The sequence below is a fragment of the Paenibacillus sp. JT22N1 genome (assembly GCF_059692155.1).
Window position 1 is genome coordinate 423,544 of sequence record NZ_JCAUAW010000003.1, and the last position, 16,972, is coordinate 440,515.

A 16,972-nucleotide genomic window follows, 5' to 3' on the forward strand; every position below is an offset into this window, starting at 1 on the left:
CTTGACGACCATCCCCAATTTATAAGGAATTACAAAAAAAGAGACCGTCATTTGACAGTCTCTCTTCCATCTCAAGAAATGTTTTGCTGCAGTAACTCACTCTCATCCGACAATTTTCTTACCATGACACGAGAAATCCGTAGATGATCTGTCTCTTCAACAATAAATATAAACTCATCGTTGTAACTTACTTGCTGGTTCTTGCTTGGCGGTATCTCTGTTTTCGAGTAAATCCATCCACCGATTGTATCATAATCATCCGACTCAATTTCAAGTCCGAAATACTCATTCACTTCATCAATTAGCAGCAATCCATCAATGGAATAGGTGTTTTCATCCTTGATTTCGATTGTAGGACGCTCTTCATCGAACTCATCTTGAATTTCTCCAACGATTTCTTCCATAATGTCTTCCAGTGTCACAAGACCTGATGTTCCACCGTACTCATCAATGAGCAGTGCCATCTGGCTTTTTCTTTTCTGCATCATTTTTAACAAATCACTGATAAGAATCGAATCTGGAACCGTGGTTATCGGTCGGATAATTTTCTTGATCCCTTTCAGGTTCGCATCCGGTTTGAGTAAATCCTTGATGTGGACGAAGCCAATAATATTGTCTTTGTCCGGATCACATACCGGGTAGCGCGTACGCATTTCTTTAATGGCAATCGCAAGATTCTCAGAATAGGAAAGTCCGGCATACAAACATTCCATTTCTGTTCTTGGGATCATAATTTCCCTGGCAGTCGTCTCTGCAAATCCAAATATATTATCAACAAGCGTGAGCTCTGTATTATCTATAAGTCCGTTTTTGTGACTTTCTTTCATAAGGACACGAATTTCATCCTCCGTATGCGCCGATTCATGTTCAGTTGCAGGCTCGATTCCCGCACGTCGTAACATCCAGTTCGATATACCATTCAATAACCAAATAAACGGATACATCACTTTGTAGAAAAATACCATGGGCCCTGCAGATAGCAGTGTTATTTGTTCAGCTTTACGAATCGCATACGTCTTAGGGAACTGTTCGCCTAATGTAATATGCAATGTGGTCATTAAGGAGAAAGCAATAATGAAGGTAATCGTGTGGAACACCGAATCTGGCAAATTCAGAGGAGCGAATAACGGTTCCAGAATTTTGGCGAACGTCGGTTCCCCGACATAACCAAGTCCCAACGAAGTAAGTGTAATCCCGAGCTGACAAGCACCTAAGTACGCGTCGAGATTATTCATGATTCCTTGTGCAAATTTCGCATTGCGGCGGCCTTCTCCAACAAGCGAATCAATGCGACTACCTCTTACCTTGACCATCGCGAATTCAGCTGCGACAAAAAAACCATTTAATATGACCAGTCCAAACATTAACAGAAAACTGATTAACGTTCCGGGCAAAGGATCTTCCAATACCTTACCTATCCCCTATCAAGCACGATTACCGCACCAAGGAGAATAGGTACACCTCCCTTAATTTTCGATTTGAATTTGATTTATCACTTTTCATTATATAATAATACTGTAATCATTCAAAGGTGCGAATATGACTCCTGAAGCCAAATAGTACGAGCAAATGGGAGTATACGCATTAAAACGATGCCTTAATGAGTCTCTACCCCCTATTTATCCCTTTGAAACGCGAATTTAAGCGATTTTTTTCAGAAAAAACAAAAACAAGCCGATCGCTCGGCTTGTTTGTAATCGGTCATGCATAATAGGGTACCAACAAAAAATAGGCGGCGACGGCAATAAAACCAAGCGCGATTGACCAAGACCCCAGTCTTTTATTCCCCATAAGAAACGCAATAACACCAAGTACAATACCCGAAACACCTAACAACACAGGCCATACAAAAAGAGAAGCCAAGGCAACGAACAGAGCGATATAGCCTACTGCTTTGTTACGCGTGACAGCCTCCACCAATTCCGCAACTTCTTCATCAGACACATCGGAGTGGGTTTCAAGTCTCTCTGGCTTATTGGCTTTGTACTGTTCGGCATAGTTGATTCTTCGGGTAGGTGCTGTAATTTCGGCTGCGTATTCTTCCTTATGGTTCAATCCGCTTTCAACGCGGAGCTGATCCTTTTGGAACCGCTCCTTGGTGGCATGATCCAGAGGGACATCGTCTTTATTCATGCTGCCTCCATGTTACGCACCTTAATGTTTATTCTTAGCTTTGAAAGTGTGGCAGCAAGTATTAGCTACTTTGTTTGCTGCATCTTGATGATCCGTATCAAATGATTCCCCTGCAAACTCTTCATTATAATTGGCGGCAGCATGCTGATCGACTTCAATCATAATCGTTCCTGCACTACAGTTGTTGCCTTGCGCCCAGTATTCGCAATTGGCAACTGCACATTTTACATCCGGCATAATCATCACCCCTTTAACAATTTGCCCGCTGTCAGGGTGAACTATGCTTATTTTAAGCTGTCAGAAAGCACCAAGAACATCGCTTGAGACCAAAGCAGTGGCAGCGCTGGTTCTCCCCATTTGGCAATCCATTCCGGGTGAGATGAGGGATCTCTTAGACTTTCAGCCACTTGTTCCGGCAATCGACCCAGCTTATCTGCTTTATTCATTACCCAGTCTAAGCATCGCTGAGCCTCTTCACGATTACCAAGCTCTGCCTGGTACCATCCATACCATGCAGTTAGCAGCAGCCATTCTCCGCCCCCATAATAGCGATCTTCGACATATCTTTGGATGCCTCCATGCTTTAGATCGGCTTCAATCGCTTGTACCGTCTTCAACATAATAGGATCATTAACCTCACAGACGCCAAACGGGACAGCAAGCCATAATAGACTTGCATCTACACCGTTTAAAGCAGGCTGCCAAACTTCTCCCAAGCAATGAATGGATTTAACGAAACGCCCCTCATAGACTGCGTGATCCATGATAAACTTTTTAATCAACGCCGCTTTCTCAAGTAATGGAGCACGATCCTCTAGTTCACCAAGCGCCTTTAAACCGCCATAAACACAAGCTAATGTTGCCGGGTGAACATAATCAGAAAACTCTTCCCAACAATCAAAATTCGGGAAATGCCAGAACGTCATCAAATAATCAACTGTAATCTCAATACTCTCCCGCAATTCATTCAATAGTGCGGAATGACCTGTTATTCGGATATGTTCCGTAAGACCCCAAAGCCATGCTCCATAGCCATCCAGTTGAAAATGTCCCCACTCTGATAAATCATCACGACCATCTAAATGATAACGTGTCCCAAAAAATTCAGAGCGGTCTATCCATTCTTTGGCTTCCTGTTTACGAATTAACGCATCCACACGCGGACGCTTGTCCTTCAAAACTTGATGTACCCAGCGATAGAAAAGCTCAGCACTTTCGGTTTCCACAGAGCGATCCATCGCATTCGCGATAAAAGTTCCATCTCTGAGCCAACTGTAAGAGTAAGGTGGGAATAACGGAGAAGCTACGTAACCTCCGCTAGGGTGCTGATTCAGCTTAATTATCGAGATACTGCTGTTGATTAATTGCTCACGCTCCATGCACCAAGCCTCCTTTTAAAAGAAAAAGGATGCGCTTTTAGTCGCATCCCTTCTTGTATTTGCCAATTCGATAAAAATTATACTTTTTCGCCTTGCATACGACGTTGAGTGATGTAGTCTGTTTCATAGTAAGACAGATCTTCACGAAGTTCCTCGAATACTTTGGACAGCTCAATCGTCAAATCACGCACTTCACGTGAAGGCTTTTTACGGAAACGAATAGCATCTTGTCCTGTATAAGCGTAGCGACCATCTTCGGAATAGCATTCATTTTTAGGGTAGAAAAATGTATTGACGCATGTATGATAAACCTCATACAGTACTTTTTCCGAAAAATCCACATTAAAAGTAGGACGTCTCAAGCTAACGCCCAATTTCTCATAAGCCACTTCACAAAAAACTAATAGATGGCGAGTATCCTGCAAATAACCGCGGTAAAACTCATCCATAGCAGGATCATTCTCCACATTTAACTGTGCGAGCGAATTTTGATTCAGAAACAGTTCCATTTTGGCAGTTGTTTCTTTTAACTTCGTACGCGTTGAATCACAAATATTTTTCACATTAAAAACAGCCATTTATGAAGACCTCCTATAATTGCGCTATTCCTATCCTACCATAAATTAACCCGAAGTGGTATATGTAAAACTCCAGTTTCCATGTATAAAACAATCCTCCGCTCCTCACCCTAGTCAAAGGTAAATCGTTTCGTCACCTGAAAATATGTTAGTTCAAAAGGAGGGCCTGAGCATGTGGCGTTATCTATCTTCTATGTCTTTAGTTCTTGGTCTAGGCATTATCCTTTTTCCACACCATTCAAATATCGAGAACCAACCTGGACCGGAAGTGTACAGTACCACGTATGAAACAAAATCCAAGCTAGCTCTGTTGGAACAGGACGTGAAACTGACTGATGATCTATGTAGAAGCCAATGTTCCATCGATTATTCGCGAATGCTTAGCCAGATTGAAAACGGAGAGCCCGTGTTAAAAGTACTTAAAGAAATGAAAACAGAACATGAAAAAATGGATATGCTTATTTGGTCGAAACAAAGCCAACCACTGGAAAAAGGGATTACAGTAGGTGAAGTGCCAAGTTCTTACAAAGAACAGGCCACCTTTTATTTGAAAGAAGCTAAAGCGGCCGTTGATGAAGGTAAACATTATCAATCACCTAAATTCGGCGCGGCACAGCAAGTTTATTTCGTTCAGGGTACTCCTGCTACTAATAGAGACAGCTCGCTCGTAGGTGTTATTCATCAGGATGTTCTTTATCAAGTAACCGATCACCAATTGAAAAACTTGCGTCTAGAGCCTTACCCTAGCGAAAATCGTTGGAAAGTTGAGTCTGTGGATACGGACACTTTACAAGATAAAGTCGTCGATCATCCTGAGGATAATCAAGGAACAAGCCATTATCATCAAAATGAAGTTGTGGTCCGCTTCAAACAGGATCCTACAGATGCTCAGCTGACACAAATTAAAAACGAAATAAAAGCCATTTCCGCCCAAAAACTTGGTTATACGTATGTATTTCGCACGCAGAGCATGGAAGCCAAAGCATTAATGGCTTATTTCAAGAAATGGGATGTCGTCTATGTGGAGCCTCATTTCCTCTACTTAACCAATGATTATTATGACGATCAAGAAGAAGCTGCTAATAAAGATGATTCGAGTTCAACAGATACGGGAACCTCGACCTCAACAGATATAACCACTAATTTTATGCCAAATGATAATTTATACAGTAAGTATCAATGGAATCTGCCCCTTATCGAGACCGTTCAGGGCTGGCAATTAACGCGCGGTTCAAAAGATGTGATTGTCGCTGTTGTCGACACAGGAGTTGACTTGAAGCATCCTGATCTGAGTAATAAACTTTTACCTGGCTATAATGTTATTAGTGATAATGACAACCCGCAGGACGATGTTGGACATGGTACACATGTCACCGGTGTTATTTCTGCACTAGTTAACAACAATCTGGGTGTTGCAGGTATGACATGGTATAACAAAGTATTACCGGTCAAAGTTTTAGACCAAACAGGAGCAGGCAGTACCTATTCTGTCGCTCAAGGAATCATTTGGGCTGCCGATCATGGCGCTAAAGTTATGAATCTCAGCCTTGGCAATTACGCGGATTCAAGCTTTCTGCACGATGCCATCCGATATGCCTACAATAAAGATGTGGCACTCATCGCGGCGAGCGGCAACGACAATACAGAAAGACCTGGCTATCCAGCCGCTTATCCGGAAGTGTTAGCTGTAGCCGCGAGTGATTCTCAAAATAACAAGGCACCCTTTTCAAATTATGGCGACTATATTGCCGTGACGGCTCCTGGTGTCAGTATCGCAAGTACGTATCCTAATAATCAATATGCCGCGTTATCGGGTACATCGATGGCTAGTCCTCATGTCACTGCTTTGGCAGCCTTGGTTCGTTCTGCGAATCCTAATTTGAAAAACACGGAAGTTTACGAAATTATTAGACAAACCGCTCAAGACCTTGGTACAAAAGGTAGAGACAAATATTTCGGCTTCGGATTAATTGATGTCGTGAAAGCTGTAAAAATGGCCGAACAGAGCTCAAATCAGGTTTCTTACTTTCCGCAAAGCTTAACTCGTCAAATGCATCTCATTACGAAAAAGTATGCCTACTAAATTAAAAGGTTGGTCAGCCTCTAAGCTGATCAACCTTTTTTGGTTAATGATACAAGTGAAAAGTGTATTATTTCTCTTCTTTTAGAAAAGTAAGACTCGTTCTAAGAAGTCGAATCAATTCCTTCGTGTCCTGCTCACCTAAACGTTCCGCAAGCCTTTGAATACATCAAAGAAATGAGCCTCCGTCTCCTTGATTTGCTCCTCACTCTAAAATTAAATAAGGGTCTTTAGGGACTCTTATTACTCTTCATTAGCCACTTTTTGTGGGAATAGAAGCTTCTGGAGACTCTTATTTGCTTGAAATTATCCAAAAAGGTGATCTCATTATCAATAGGAGTCTTTAGGGACTCTTATTTCGCCTCTTTAACCACTTTTTGTGGGATTAGAAGCCTCTAGAGACTCTTATTATTCTTCTAGAAAAATTAAATACCCGCAAGGCCTAAGCCTTGCGGGTAACCGACAGTATGGAAAGTTTGCCGTAAGCCGGGTTCTGTACTTCCAGTGGTCATAACGGGCGTCTGTCCCCTGCCACCATTGAAGTGACAATCATCTATCTAGGCCATACATTGCTGCACAGCTCAAGCGACCAACCCGAACGCGTCTCAGGCTAAGACTGCCACCTCGAAAGCGGCTTGCGTTCCTCTAGGTCTTGCTCCAAGTGGGGTTTACCAGGATCTATGTCACCATAGAACCTCGTGGTCTCTTACACCACGGTTCCACCCTTGCCTGTGAATCCCTTGCGGGAAACCATCGGCGGTCCATTTCTGTGGCCCTATCCTTCAACTCGCGTTGACTGGACGTTATCCAGCACCCTGCCTTATGGAGCCCGGACTTTCCTCTCGCTGTGGCTTACCCACAGCCAGCGATTGTCTGTCAAACTTTCCGGTGCATTTGCTAGTATACTAAGAATGCCTTAGAAATACAACTGCTGATCGTTTCCTCAAATACCATTTGTAACTCAGCAAGTTAATAAGGCTTATAAAGAAATACCTCGCAAGTAATCTAACCACCCATCCCTACAGGAACTGGAATGGTTCTGTATCCACCTCGGATGCCAGCACCTGTGTGTCCGTCTTGACCAACTGCGCGGCGAGATAATCGGCCACGCCGCGCTTCATGATCTTCTCGACGTTATGTCCGACGTCGATCAAAGTCAAACCCGCCGCAAGCGCATCGTGCGCAGTGTGATAGTCGATGTCGCCGGTGACCAGCACATCGGCGCCTGCGAACAAGGCGTGCCGCATGTAGCGGCCGCCAGAGCCCCCCAGAACGGCCACCTTACGGATGGGCCGTTCCAAATCGCCGACGACGCGCACCGCCGGCACGTCGAACACCTGCTTCGCGAGCTCCGTCAGCTCGCGAAGCGTCGTGGCCGCGGGCAGCTTGCCCACGCGGCCCAGACCGAACACTCTACCCTTGAGGTCCATCGGGTAGAGGTCATAGGCCACCTCCTCGTAGGGGTGGGCCTTCAATAGAGCCTGAACCGCCTTGCGCTGGACGCTGGCGGTTACGATGGTCTCTACGCGTACTTCCTGTACGCGTTCAAGCTTGCCTACTTCCCCGATAAACGGGTGCGTCCCTTCCTGCGGCAGGAACGTCCCCGTTCCGGGGATGTTGAAGCTGCAGTGGCTGTACTGCCCGATTCCACCCGCTCCAGCGGTGAAAAGGGCATCCAGTACAGCCTGGTGATGCGTCTCAGGGACGAAAACAACCAGCTTCTGCAGCTTCTCCGTATGCACATCCTCTAAATGAGTAAGCTCCGTCAAACCGAGCTTATCCGCCATCATATCGTTCACGCCGCCCTCAGCCACATCCAAATTCGTATGAGCGATATAGACAGCGATGTCGTGCTTAATTAATTTTTCATATAAACGACCAGCAGGCGTATCCGTTTGTAGATGAGCGAGCGGTCTGAAAATAATCGCATGATGAGCAATAATGAGATTAGCACCTTGCTGAATCGCTTCTTCAACCACTTCATCGGTGACATCCAGGGCTACGAGGACCTTCTGAATTTCCTTCTGCAAAGACCCTAGCTGTAAACCTATTTTATCATCAGGCATCGCATAATGCTTCGGCGCCAGCTGTTCAAACAGCTGGATTACGGTTTGACCTTTTGCAAACAAGCGAGTACCTCCTTTATTTCCTTCATTTCTTGACCGACCTGCTTCGCCTTCGCTACAGACGCTTCTGCTGAAGACAACTGGAGCTGCCCTTCAATCATGGCCAACTTTTTCAGTTCGCTTTCCCATTTGGTAAACCATACTTCTGGAGCATCGCTGATGAAGTATGGCCCCATTTGAAGCAAGCGTTCCTTCGAAACCCTAACCCCACCTGGCAGTTGACGTTCAGCGTAAAGAACCTCCAATGTAGGTTTTTCCTCATCCGACACAACTATGGCTGTCAATATCTCATAAATCTTGCCGTCTTCCTCTAGAATCGTTTCGGATTCTAGCTTCCAGCCCTGCTGCAGCAACCAACGCCGCACATGATCTTCACCAACATTGGGCTGCAGAATGAGATGAGTGACGCCTTGCAGCTTATGCTTTCCTGCTTCCAAAATACTCGCCATTAAACTTCCGCCCATTCCGGCGATCGTAATAACATTCACTTCTCCAGCCTCAATAACAGCGAGTCCGTCACCGGATCTTACACTGATTTTCTTGGACAATCCGCTTTCTAGAACCTGCCGCGTTGCCGCTTCAAAAGGCCCTGGATTCACCTCGCCAGCCACAGCAAACAAAATAATACCCTGTTGTGCCAAATACGTTGGCAATAGGGCATGATCGGAACCAATGTCCGCTACCTTTGATCCTAATGGAACTCGATCTGCAATCATTTGCAATCTTTTCGATAATTTCACCATATGTTACATTACCCACTCTACCCATTTTTTACGCAGCAAAAATAATGCCACGCCTGCAGAAACTAATTTACCTGTAAACGATAATTGAATGAGACGAGAGCTCATATCGACATCTGTCAGAAACGTCATCGCTTCAGGAGCAAACCAAACGATACTCCCGACTAACAGAAGCACACTAGCCGCTTGCTTATTCGTATGATGCGCAAGCCAAGCCATCCATATAAGTACAATACTAACCGGAATCCAACTAATTTCAAGTGAGAACCAACCAGGGCTGTCCAGCTTGTGAAGCAATAGCCACCCATATGTACCGACCAGACCCAGCCATCCACATATTTGGAAAATGGCCATACGGCCAACTAACCCATTAAACAGCCAGACACTGCTACAAAAGGCTAAATAACCAACATATGCGTTAGCAGAACTCACAGCGTATAAATCTAATAAATACAAACCAACAAAAAGCAAAGCAATCGAAGAAACACCACAGAGCAAATAAGAAATAATAGGTGCTTTCTGATAATGCCGATATGCAAATCCATAACAAATGATGACAAAAAGCGTGGAAATTCCAATTTGCATTGGCAATCCAAAAGAGTTAAAATTAAGAGCAGATAAGGCCAGAGCGGCAATCACCGCCATAATGGCCAACCATATTTTCCAATTACTGTTTGCTACCGAGGATGAGGATACCCCCATTAATGAAGCAGGTTTAGGTGTTGATTCATCCACATACAAATTCATTAGGAAATCGCAATAATGCTCAGGAAGCAATTTGCTTCTGCGCCAATGATGGATTTCCCTTACAATCACTTTTCGTTTCTCTGCATCCATTTATTCGCTCACCTTCCTAGCTACTTTATCGGTGAATTCGTCCTCTGGCTTTAGTGGTAGTTTTAAAACAAAAAAAGACCCCGCCGAATTTGGCAGGGCCCTCTCACAGCGTCTTTATTCCAAGAAATCCTTTAATCGTTTACTGCGGCTAGGGTGTCTCAACTTCCGCAAAGCTTTAGCTTCGATCTGACGAATCCGTTCACGTGTAACACCGAATACTTTACCTACTTCTTCAAGCGTACGTGTACGTCCATCATCTAAACCAAAACGTAAGCGAAGTACATTCTCTTCTCTTTCCGTCAACGTATCTAGAACGTCCTCAAGCTGTTCCTTCAGAAGCTCATACGCAGCAGCATCAGCTGGAGCCAATGCTTCTTGATCCTCAATGAAATCTCCCAAGTGGGAATCGTCTTCCTCACCAATCGGTGTTTCTAACGACACAGGCTCTTGTGCAATCTTCATGATTTCACGTACTTTATCTGTGCTCAAATCCATCTCTTTGGCAATCTCTTCCGGCGTAGGTTCACGCCCCAATTCTTGCAGCAATTGACGGGAAACACGGATAAGTTTATTAATTGTTTCGACCATATGTACCGGAATACGTATCGTTCTCGCTTGGTCAGCAATGGCACGGGTAATCGCCTGACGAATCCACCAAGTCGCATACGTACTAAACTTATATCCTTTAGTATGGTCAAACTTTTCCACAGCTTTAATAAGCCCCATATTACCTTCTTGAATCAAATCTAGGAACAGCATGCCTCGACCTACATATCTTTTGGCGATACTGACAACGAGTCTAAGGTTAGCTTCTGCTAAACGCCTCTTCGCTTCTTCGTCCCCATTTTCAATCCGTTTGGCTAACCCTACTTCATCTTCCGCAGAAAGAAGCGGTACTCGACCAATTTCTTTCAAATACATCCGAACTGGATCATTAATCTTAATCCCTGGCGGTAAGGCCAGATCATCATCGAAGTTAAATTCATCGCGCTCATTTTCTTCTGGATTCATGGAATCCTCATCGGATTCGTTCCCTACGTCGATCCCCTGCTCCGAAAGCTGTTCGAAAAACTCATCGATTTGTTCAGGATCCTGATCAAAGGGAGCTAATTTCTCCATAATATCCTTGTAAGTTAGTGAGGACCGCTTTTTCCCCTGCTCAATAAGCTGGTCTTTCACCTGGTCCAGGGTCAATTCTGTCTCTAGTTCTGTACGCTGATCATTCGCCATGGTACGGACTCCCTCCTCCCTAGTCATTGCAGTAATTCTAAGTTGACTTCAATCGTTTTTCTAGGGCAATAATTTCAATAGCAATTTGTGCAGCTCTAAGATGGTCGCCCGCGCGTTCAGCGCGAACTCGTTCTTCTTTCTTACGTTCAACTTCTTCTTGCATTGGAACTTTGCGAATTTGGCGAATATAGTCGTCAATCACTTGTTCGTTAATTCCATGACCAGCACCCATCATAACAATGGAACTAGCCAAGCTCTCCAGCTGTTCGTCTTGCAGCATGGCAATGTATCGGCTTGCATCCGGCTCAGCATTCTGAGCGTAGTAAGCATATAAATAAGCAGCTAAGACTGCGTGAGCTTCAACATTGAATTGATCACCTAATTGCGCTTCCACTTGTGAGCAGACATCACGGTCATGCATCATTACCGCCAATATTAACCGTTCTGCATTATGATAAGCAGGCAAAAGCGAAGGTGATTTTTTGGGTGTTCGTTCCACTGTTCTCCCATTATTCATAACATTATTCCACAGAATTGGTTTATTATCCCCCTCTGGTCGGTTTTTTTCCGATTGCAGCAAGATTTCGTGAAGGTCTAACTTCATCGCCTCATACGAAGATTCTGGGAATTCAGAAGCCAACTGTTTCAAATAATGTTCACGTTCCATAGGAGATTGAAGATGACTGATTAATTTCACAGCGGATTGCAGATAACGAAGTCTGTCACCGTCCTCGTGCAACTTAAAATTTTTGCGGATGTACAATAGCTTATATTTCATCGATGGTACGGCTGGCTCAATAATCTCCCGTACGAATCGGTCAAAACCATAGTTTCTTACATAATCATCTGGATCCTTGCCATCTGGCAGCATGGCTACCATGACTCGGCTGCCTGTCTCTTCTAGAATAGGGATGCTTTTGAATGCAGCTGATTGTCCCGCGTTATCCCCGTCGTAACAAACGACGATTTGGTCCGCGTTACGGTTCAATAGAGCGGCATGTTCCTTCGTTAATGCTGTCCCCATCGTAGCGACACCATTACTAATTCCCGCTTCCCATGCTTTAATGACATCCACATAGCCTTCAAAGAGAACTGCTTGTTGAAGCTTACGCATATTGGGTCTAGCCAGATGTAGGTTGTACATTGTCCGACTTTTATTAAAAAGAATGGATTCCGGACTATTTAAATATTTGGGCTGCGCATCGCCCATCGATCTGCCTCCGAATGCGATAACTTTGCCAGTAGAGTCGCATATAGGAAACATGATGCGTTCCCGGAATTTATCCACATAGCCGTTACCTTCATGTTTGGCAGAGATTAAACCGCCCTTCTCCATCAGGGCTAAGTCGAACTCTCGCTTATCTAGCTGTTGAACGAGTGTGTCCCACATGGCCGGTGCATAACCAATTTGGAAGGTATCGATCAGCTTATCCGATATTCCTCTTGAGGCCAAATAACCTTTAGCCACTTTGCCTTGTTCCGTGTTGCCAAGAATATAATGATACAATTTTGCGGTAAAATCATAAGCTTTTAACAATGTTGCTTTCTCTTGCTGCTGCTCATTTTGCTCCTCTGTCGCTTCTTCCCAAGTGATTGGGATATCCGCTTCTTCAGCCAGCTTGCTAACGGCCTCGGAGAAACTAAGTCCTTCGATTTCCATTACGAATCGAATCAAATTCCCACCCACATTACAACCAAAACAACGATAAATTTGTTTTTCTGGTGTGACAGTGAAAGAAGGACTTTTCTCAGAGTGGAACGGGCATAGCCCCTTCATATAATGCCCTTGCTTGCTCAAATGTACGTGCCTACCAATGACATCAACAATGTCATGGCGCTTAAGTACAGCCTCAATGACCTCTTCAGGTATGCGTCCGTACCTCATTTTTGTTCCACCTACAATTCAGGTCGCTTTTCCGACTAATTACTATTCGCTACTTGTTTTCGATTTCCTGCAAATATTTTAAAAGTTTTGTCAAACCATGTAGAAAATTTTGACGATCTGCTTCCGTAAAAGGTTTTGGCCCCTTCGAATGCTTTCCGCTTCTGCGCATTTTAGCCGATGCGTGACGACGATCCAATAGGAAATCAATCGAACTATCGGTATATTCCTGCCCTCGATTCGTTAAGCAAATAGATCCCTTAGCCAATCCTAAGGCGGCGAGTCCAAAATCTTGTGTCACCAAAATATCACCTTGCTGAATCTGGTTGGCAATATATAAATCGACAGATTGATCGGAACGGTCGACTTGAACGACCTTCACGCCAGGGTTCTCCTTCATCCGATGATCGAAAGAAGCAACTAGCACAACTTGTACACCAAACTGCCTACCTGCTTGCTCAATTTCGGATTTTACTGGACAAGCATCAGCATCAACGATAATACTTCTCGCTCGCATACAGTTCAGCCCCTGCTCTCTAGACGAAATCTCACCGTACTATTATATACGATGGACTTACAAAAAATCCTGCAAGGGAAAACATAAAACCTTACTGAACTCGTTCGATATGGTCCATGATTAAACTTGCTGTCTCTTCAACGGCACGGTTGGAAACATCAAAGATGACGCAACCAATTTTGCTCATAATTTTGTCAGCAAAAGCCAGTTCTATTTTAATACGTTCTACATTGGCGTAGGTTGCATTTTCTGCAAGCCCTAATGTTCGCAGCCGTTCTTGACGTATGACATTCAATTTATCAGGGTCGATCCTTAGTCCAATGATCTTATCCTTTGGAACCGTATAAATCGCAGCAGGAGGCTGCATTTCGGGTACCAATGGAACATTAGCGACTTTAAATCTTTTGTGCGCCAAGTACATAGATAAGGGTGTTTTGGATGTACGAGAAACCCCCAATAAGATGATGTCCGCTTTTTGTATGCCGCTAAAATCCCGACCGTCATCATATTTGACCGCGAATTCAACCGCTTCAACTTTTTTAAAATAATCTTCATCGAGTGGGTGAATCATTCCTGGTTGTCTGCGAGGCTCTTGGTGTAATGCTTGCCCTAAGGTAGCAACAACCGGCCCCAGCAAGTCTATATGCGGGATATCGTACTCCTTCGCCTTAGCAATCAGATCGTCTCGCAATTCAGGAATAACTAAGGTAAAAACAACAATTCCGCCATGTATTCTAATCGCATTGATGACTTTATCTATTCCTTCAAAATCATGGATAAATGGAGCTCTCATAATTTCAACGGGTACAGGATGAAACTGCATCGCAGCGGCACGCACGACAGATTCTCCCGTTTCCCCAACTGAATCCGAAACAACATATACGCGAGTAGGTAGTGGGTGGTCCATTTCCCTAAGCCCCTTTCAGCAGGGACGAGGCCCTACATTAGTCATTTGTATGTAAAGTAGACGCAAACAGAACGAAAGCATGAGAAAAACCTCACCGATATGCGGACAGCACAAGGGCGAGGTGATTTCCACCACATCATATCAAAGCCGAATTCACATGTCAAATTAGAAATCAACACTATATATTGTATTTTTCCATTTGTTCGATAAAGCCTCTGGATTTCCACTGAACACCAATATGGATATCCATATAAGCTCGCATACAGGTCTTCAACTGCGCTTTCGTTTCTTCCTTTACCTGCACGGCACCAAGTCTCCGCATATCCATGCGAGGAAATATTTTCAGAAGCTTAAGCGTCCCTTCACCGATAGGAATACCCGCAGAGTCTTTGTATCGACAGCGAGCACATAAAGTCCCACCCATTGCAGGGCTAAAGGTCGTAATCCCCGATGTTTCTCCACAGGAGACACAAGCATTTGTCACAGGGAGATAACCGGCTAGATCAAACATCTTCATTTCATAGAGGTGAACGACGATCTGCATGTCCTTGCCCTCTTCAATAGCCATCAGTCCAGCTTTCAACTGCTCAAATATATAAGTGCTGCCCTCTTCGTCACCAAGCATTCGGTCTGTCATCTCCACCAAATAGGAAGCATGCGCAGACATATGTAAATCCTCTCGTAAAGCATGATGGGCTTCGATAATCTCAGCACTATTCAGAGATCCCATCTGACCCCTTTGTTTGAAAAAAACAAAATCGCCGTACGTAAAAAGCTGCGTAACGGCGGCATGTCGACTTTTCACTTTCTTAGCGCCCCGAGCCATGACACCAACCTTACCCAGCTCGGGGGTGAATAGACTAATGATCTTGTTTCCCTCTCCATAGTCCATACTACGGAGTACAATCCCCTGTACGCTGCGCAGCAAATGACTTCCCCCATGAATGCCGCTCTGAACTTACGAGCTAATGAATATGAATTTACATATTCAGACCTTCGAGCGGCTCTTCGTTACTTTGATCCTCTTCCTGTACATCGGTGTCCATACCCGGTTCTCCGGAAACTTGTTTGTACAGCAGATAGGCATCTACATCACCGGTCTTTGAAAAATACGTCCACGAAAAATCTTTCATGTTCAGCATCCTCCCCATTGAACGTGATGTTCTTAGGATGCGCAGAGGAAGCTTCTCTATGCGAGATAAAAACTGGAACTCTTAGGAAAAAACCTATTAGTCGTGGCGGAAGCCAAGATCACGTAGAACTCTATCTTGATTTCTCCAGTCTTTTTTCACTTTAACCCACAGTTCCAAGAAAGTTTTGGAGCCTAGCAGCGTCTCGATATCACGGCGAGCCTGCCGTCCAATTTCTTTGAGTAAACTTCCTTGTTTGCCAATGACGATACCTTTTTGTGAATCTCGCTCAACAAATATGACCGCTGAAATATGGACTACACCATTGGGCTCGACACGCATGTCTTCAATCTGAACGGCAATGGAATGCGGAATTTCTTCCCGCGTCAAATGCAAGATTTTCTCACGAACGAGTTCAGCACATACGAATTGTTCCGGGTGATCTGTAATTTGGTCGGCTGGGTAGTATTGCGGACCTTCCGGCAAATAACGAACAATTTGTTCCAACAATGTTGTTACATTGTTACCCTTGAGAGCAGAAACCGGCACGATTTCAGCAAAGTTATACAAATCTTTGTAATTTGTAATAATCGCCAATAGTGCTTCAGGTTGAACAAGGTCAATTTTGTTTAATACCAGAATGACAGGCGTTTCAACATGCTTTAGCTGCTCGATAATATAACGGTCACCGCCGCCAATCCCTTCGGCAACATCAACCAAAAACAGCACCGCATCCACTTCCCCAAGCGTCCCATGCGCCACTTTACTCATGTAATCGCCTAATTTGGAAGTCGGTTTATGAATACCTGGCGTATCCAGGAAAACAATTTGACCGTTATTGGATGTATAAACCCCATGGATTTTGTTTCTTGTTGTCTGAGGCTTATCTGACATGATTGCAATTTTTTGCCCGATGATTTGGTTCATCAGCGTTGATTTCCCAACGTTCGGGCGTCCGATGATAGCGACAAAGCCTGATTTAAATTCTTTTTTAGCCACTTCTAGTTATCCTCCATTTATATGCAAATCTTTCGTTGTGAAAGCACCTGGCAATAAGGCCGACACGGTAGTTTCTGCAAAATCACCTTTCATATTACCAAGGTAAACTGGCATATCCGGTTCACATAGCTCCACCAATACCTGGCGGCAAACACCACATGGGGAAATAGGACCTTCTGTGTCCCCCATCACCGCTATAGCTTGAAAGGAACCTGCCTTATGACCATCTGCGATGGCACGGAATAACGCAGTTCGCTCAGCGCAGTTGGTCGGTCCGTATGCTGCATTTTCTACGTTACAGCCATAGTGCACATGACCGTTTGCGTCAAGAAGCGCCGCACCAACTTGAAAATTCGAATAAGGTGTATAGGCTCTTTTCATCGCTTCTTTCGCGTGTTCAATGAGTTCTTGTTGATTCATTGCCATCAACCTAC

The 16,972-nt window shown here is 44.3% G+C and carries 17 protein-coding genes and 1 other RNA gene; 1 reads left to right on the plus strand and 17 read right to left on the minus strand.

Going from position 1 to position 16,972, the window contains the following annotated elements:
* Positions 1-71: 71 nt before the first annotated feature.
* From AC58UU_RS08330 to AC58UU_RS08350, 5 genes are all read right to left on the minus strand, one after another.
* The gene (locus AC58UU_RS08330; protein WP_171688595.1) at positions 72-1,364 is read right to left on the minus strand and encodes a hemolysin family protein; all 1,293 of its coding nucleotides are present in this window, start codon (positions 1,362-1,364) and stop codon (positions 72-74) included.
* A gap of 337 nt (positions 1,365-1,701) precedes the next feature.
* Positions 1,702-2,133 carry a hypothetical protein gene (locus tag AC58UU_RS08335; RefSeq protein ID WP_497314608.1) on the minus strand — a complete coding sequence of 144 codons (432 nt, stop codon included), beginning with the start codon at positions 2,131-2,133 and terminating at the stop codon, positions 1,702-1,704.
* Positions 2,134-2,154: 21 nt separating this feature from the next.
* Positions 2,155-2,370, minus strand: coding sequence for a DUF1540 domain-containing protein (locus tag AC58UU_RS08340; RefSeq protein WP_029195901.1), 216 nt, complete (start codon positions 2,368-2,370; stop codon positions 2,155-2,157).
* 47 nt (positions 2,371-2,417) lie between these two features.
* A complete protein-coding gene (locus AC58UU_RS08345; RefSeq protein ID WP_497314610.1) occupies positions 2,418-3,512 on the minus strand; it encodes a glycoside hydrolase family 15 protein in 1,095 nt (364 codons plus the stop codon).
* Between the two features lie 77 nt (positions 3,513-3,589).
* Entirely contained in the window at positions 3,590-4,090 is a 501-nt protein-coding gene (locus tag AC58UU_RS08350) for a YpuI family protein (protein WP_029195899.1), read from the minus strand.
* Between the two features lie 172 nt (positions 4,091-4,262).
* Here AC58UU_RS08350 and AC58UU_RS08355 point away from each other — a divergent pair, with 172 nt between their 5' ends.
* Positions 4,263-6,173, plus strand: a complete 1,911-nt coding sequence (locus tag AC58UU_RS08355; RefSeq protein ID WP_497314612.1) for a S8 family peptidase — start codon at positions 4,263-4,265, stop codon at positions 6,171-6,173.
* 464 nt (positions 6,174-6,637) lie between these two features.
* Here AC58UU_RS08355 and rnpB read toward each other — a convergent pair.
* The 12 genes from rnpB to cdd all read right to left on the minus strand — a co-directional run bounded on the left by rnpB (position 6,638) and on the right by cdd (position 16,958).
* An RNA gene (gene rnpB / locus AC58UU_RS08360) (RNase P RNA component class A) lies at positions 6,638-7,055 on the minus strand.
* 134 nt (positions 7,056-7,189) lie between these two features.
* Entirely contained in the window at positions 7,190-8,299 is a 1,110-nt protein-coding gene (locus AC58UU_RS08365) for a Nif3-like dinuclear metal center hexameric protein (protein ID WP_497314614.1), read from the minus strand.
* Positions 8,275-9,039 carry a tRNA (adenine(22)-N(1))-methyltransferase gene (locus AC58UU_RS08370; RefSeq protein WP_497314616.1) on the minus strand — a complete coding sequence of 255 codons (765 nt, stop codon included), beginning with the start codon at positions 9,037-9,039 and terminating at the stop codon, positions 8,275-8,277. The genes AC58UU_RS08365 and AC58UU_RS08370 overlap by 25 nt, the downstream gene beginning before the upstream one ends.
* Positions 9,040-9,042: 3 nt before the next feature.
* Positions 9,043-9,873, minus strand: coding sequence for a hypothetical protein (locus AC58UU_RS08375; protein ID WP_497314618.1), 831 nt, complete (start codon positions 9,871-9,873; stop codon positions 9,043-9,045).
* Positions 9,874-9,987: 114 nt separating this feature from the next.
* The gene (gene rpoD / locus AC58UU_RS08380; protein WP_028558036.1) at positions 9,988-11,103 is read right to left on the minus strand and encodes an RNA polymerase sigma factor RpoD; all 1,116 of its coding nucleotides are present in this window, start codon (positions 11,101-11,103) and stop codon (positions 9,988-9,990) included.
* Between the two features lie 37 nt (positions 11,104-11,140).
* Positions 11,141-12,988, minus strand: coding sequence for a DNA primase (dnaG, locus tag AC58UU_RS08385; protein WP_497314620.1), 1,848 nt, complete (start codon positions 12,986-12,988; stop codon positions 11,141-11,143).
* Positions 12,989-13,037: 49 nt separating this feature from the next.
* Positions 13,038-13,502 (minus strand): YaiI/YqxD family protein, encoded by a 465-nt coding sequence (locus tag AC58UU_RS08390; protein WP_057303088.1) that lies wholly within the window; start codon positions 13,500-13,502, stop codon positions 13,038-13,040.
* A gap of 91 nt (positions 13,503-13,593) precedes the next feature.
* Complete coding sequence (locus tag AC58UU_RS08395; protein ID WP_057303089.1) at positions 13,594-14,409, minus strand: pyruvate, water dikinase regulatory protein; 816 nt, start codon at positions 14,407-14,409, stop codon at positions 13,594-13,596.
* Positions 14,410-14,587: 178 nt separating this feature from the next.
* A complete protein-coding gene (gene recO / locus AC58UU_RS08400; protein ID WP_497314622.1) occupies positions 14,588-15,337 on the minus strand; it encodes a DNA repair protein RecO in 750 nt (249 codons plus the stop codon).
* A 52-nt stretch (positions 15,338-15,389) separates the two neighbouring features.
* Positions 15,390-15,542 (minus strand): YqzL family protein, encoded by a 153-nt coding sequence (locus AC58UU_RS08405; RefSeq protein ID WP_082562144.1) that lies wholly within the window; start codon positions 15,540-15,542, stop codon positions 15,390-15,392.
* A gap of 96 nt (positions 15,543-15,638) precedes the next feature.
* On the minus strand, positions 15,639-16,538 hold the full coding sequence (era, locus tag AC58UU_RS08410) for a GTPase Era (RefSeq protein WP_057303091.1): 900 nt from the start codon (positions 16,536-16,538) through the stop codon (positions 15,639-15,641).
* Positions 16,539-16,544: 6 nt separating this feature from the next.
* Positions 16,545-16,958, minus strand: coding sequence for a cytidine deaminase (gene cdd, locus AC58UU_RS08415; RefSeq protein ID WP_497314905.1), 414 nt, complete (start codon positions 16,956-16,958; stop codon positions 16,545-16,547).
* Positions 16,959-16,972 lie beyond the last annotated feature (14 nt).

What these genes read in the sequence shown, in the direction of transcription:
- AC58UU_RS08370 (WP_497314616.1), bottom strand. Translation starts at nt 9,039, where the DNA reads ATGGTGAAATTATCGAAAAGATTGCAAATGATTGCAGATCGAGTTCCA.
- AC58UU_RS08350 (WP_029195899.1), bottom strand. Translation starts at nt 4,090, where the DNA reads ATGGCTGTTTTTAATGTGAAAAATATTTGTGATTCAACGCGTACGAAG.
- AC58UU_RS08390 (WP_057303088.1), bottom strand. Translation starts at nt 13,502, where the DNA reads ATGCGAGCGAGAAGTATTATCGTTGATGCTGATGCTTGTCCAGTAAAA.
- dnaG (WP_497314620.1), bottom strand. Translation starts at nt 12,988, where the DNA reads ATGAGGTACGGACGCATACCTGAAGAGGTCATTGAGGCTGTACTTAAG.
- cdd (WP_497314905.1), bottom strand. Translation starts at nt 16,958, where the DNA reads ATGAATCAACAAGAACTCATTGAACACGCGAAAGAAGCGATGAAAAGA.
- AC58UU_RS08375 (WP_497314618.1), bottom strand. Translation starts at nt 9,873, where the DNA reads ATGGATGCAGAGAAACGAAAAGTGATTGTAAGGGAAATCCATCATTGG.
- AC58UU_RS08340 (WP_029195901.1), bottom strand. Translation starts at nt 2,370, where the DNA reads ATGCCGGATGTAAAATGTGCAGTTGCCAATTGCGAATACTGGGCGCAA.
- AC58UU_RS08330 (WP_171688595.1), bottom strand. Translation starts at nt 1,364, where the DNA reads ATGTTTGGACTGGTCATATTAAATGGTTTTTTTGTCGCAGCTGAATTC.
- rpoD (WP_028558036.1), bottom strand. Translation starts at nt 11,103, where the DNA reads ATGGCGAATGATCAGCGTACAGAACTAGAGACAGAATTGACCCTGGAC.
- AC58UU_RS08335 (WP_497314608.1), bottom strand. Translation starts at nt 2,133, where the DNA reads ATGAATAAAGACGATGTCCCTCTGGATCATGCCACCAAGGAGCGGTTC.
- AC58UU_RS08345 (WP_497314610.1), bottom strand. Translation starts at nt 3,512, where the DNA reads ATGGAGCGTGAGCAATTAATCAACAGCAGTATCTCGATAATTAAGCTG.
- AC58UU_RS08405 (WP_082562144.1), bottom strand. Translation starts at nt 15,542, where the DNA reads ATGAAAGATTTTTCGTGGACGTATTTTTCAAAGACCGGTGATGTAGAT.
- AC58UU_RS08355 (WP_497314612.1), top strand. Translation starts at nt 4,263, where the DNA reads ATGTGGCGTTATCTATCTTCTATGTCTTTAGTTCTTGGTCTAGGCATT.
- AC58UU_RS08395 (WP_057303089.1), bottom strand. Translation starts at nt 14,409, where the DNA reads ATGGACCACCCACTACCTACTCGCGTATATGTTGTTTCGGATTCAGTT.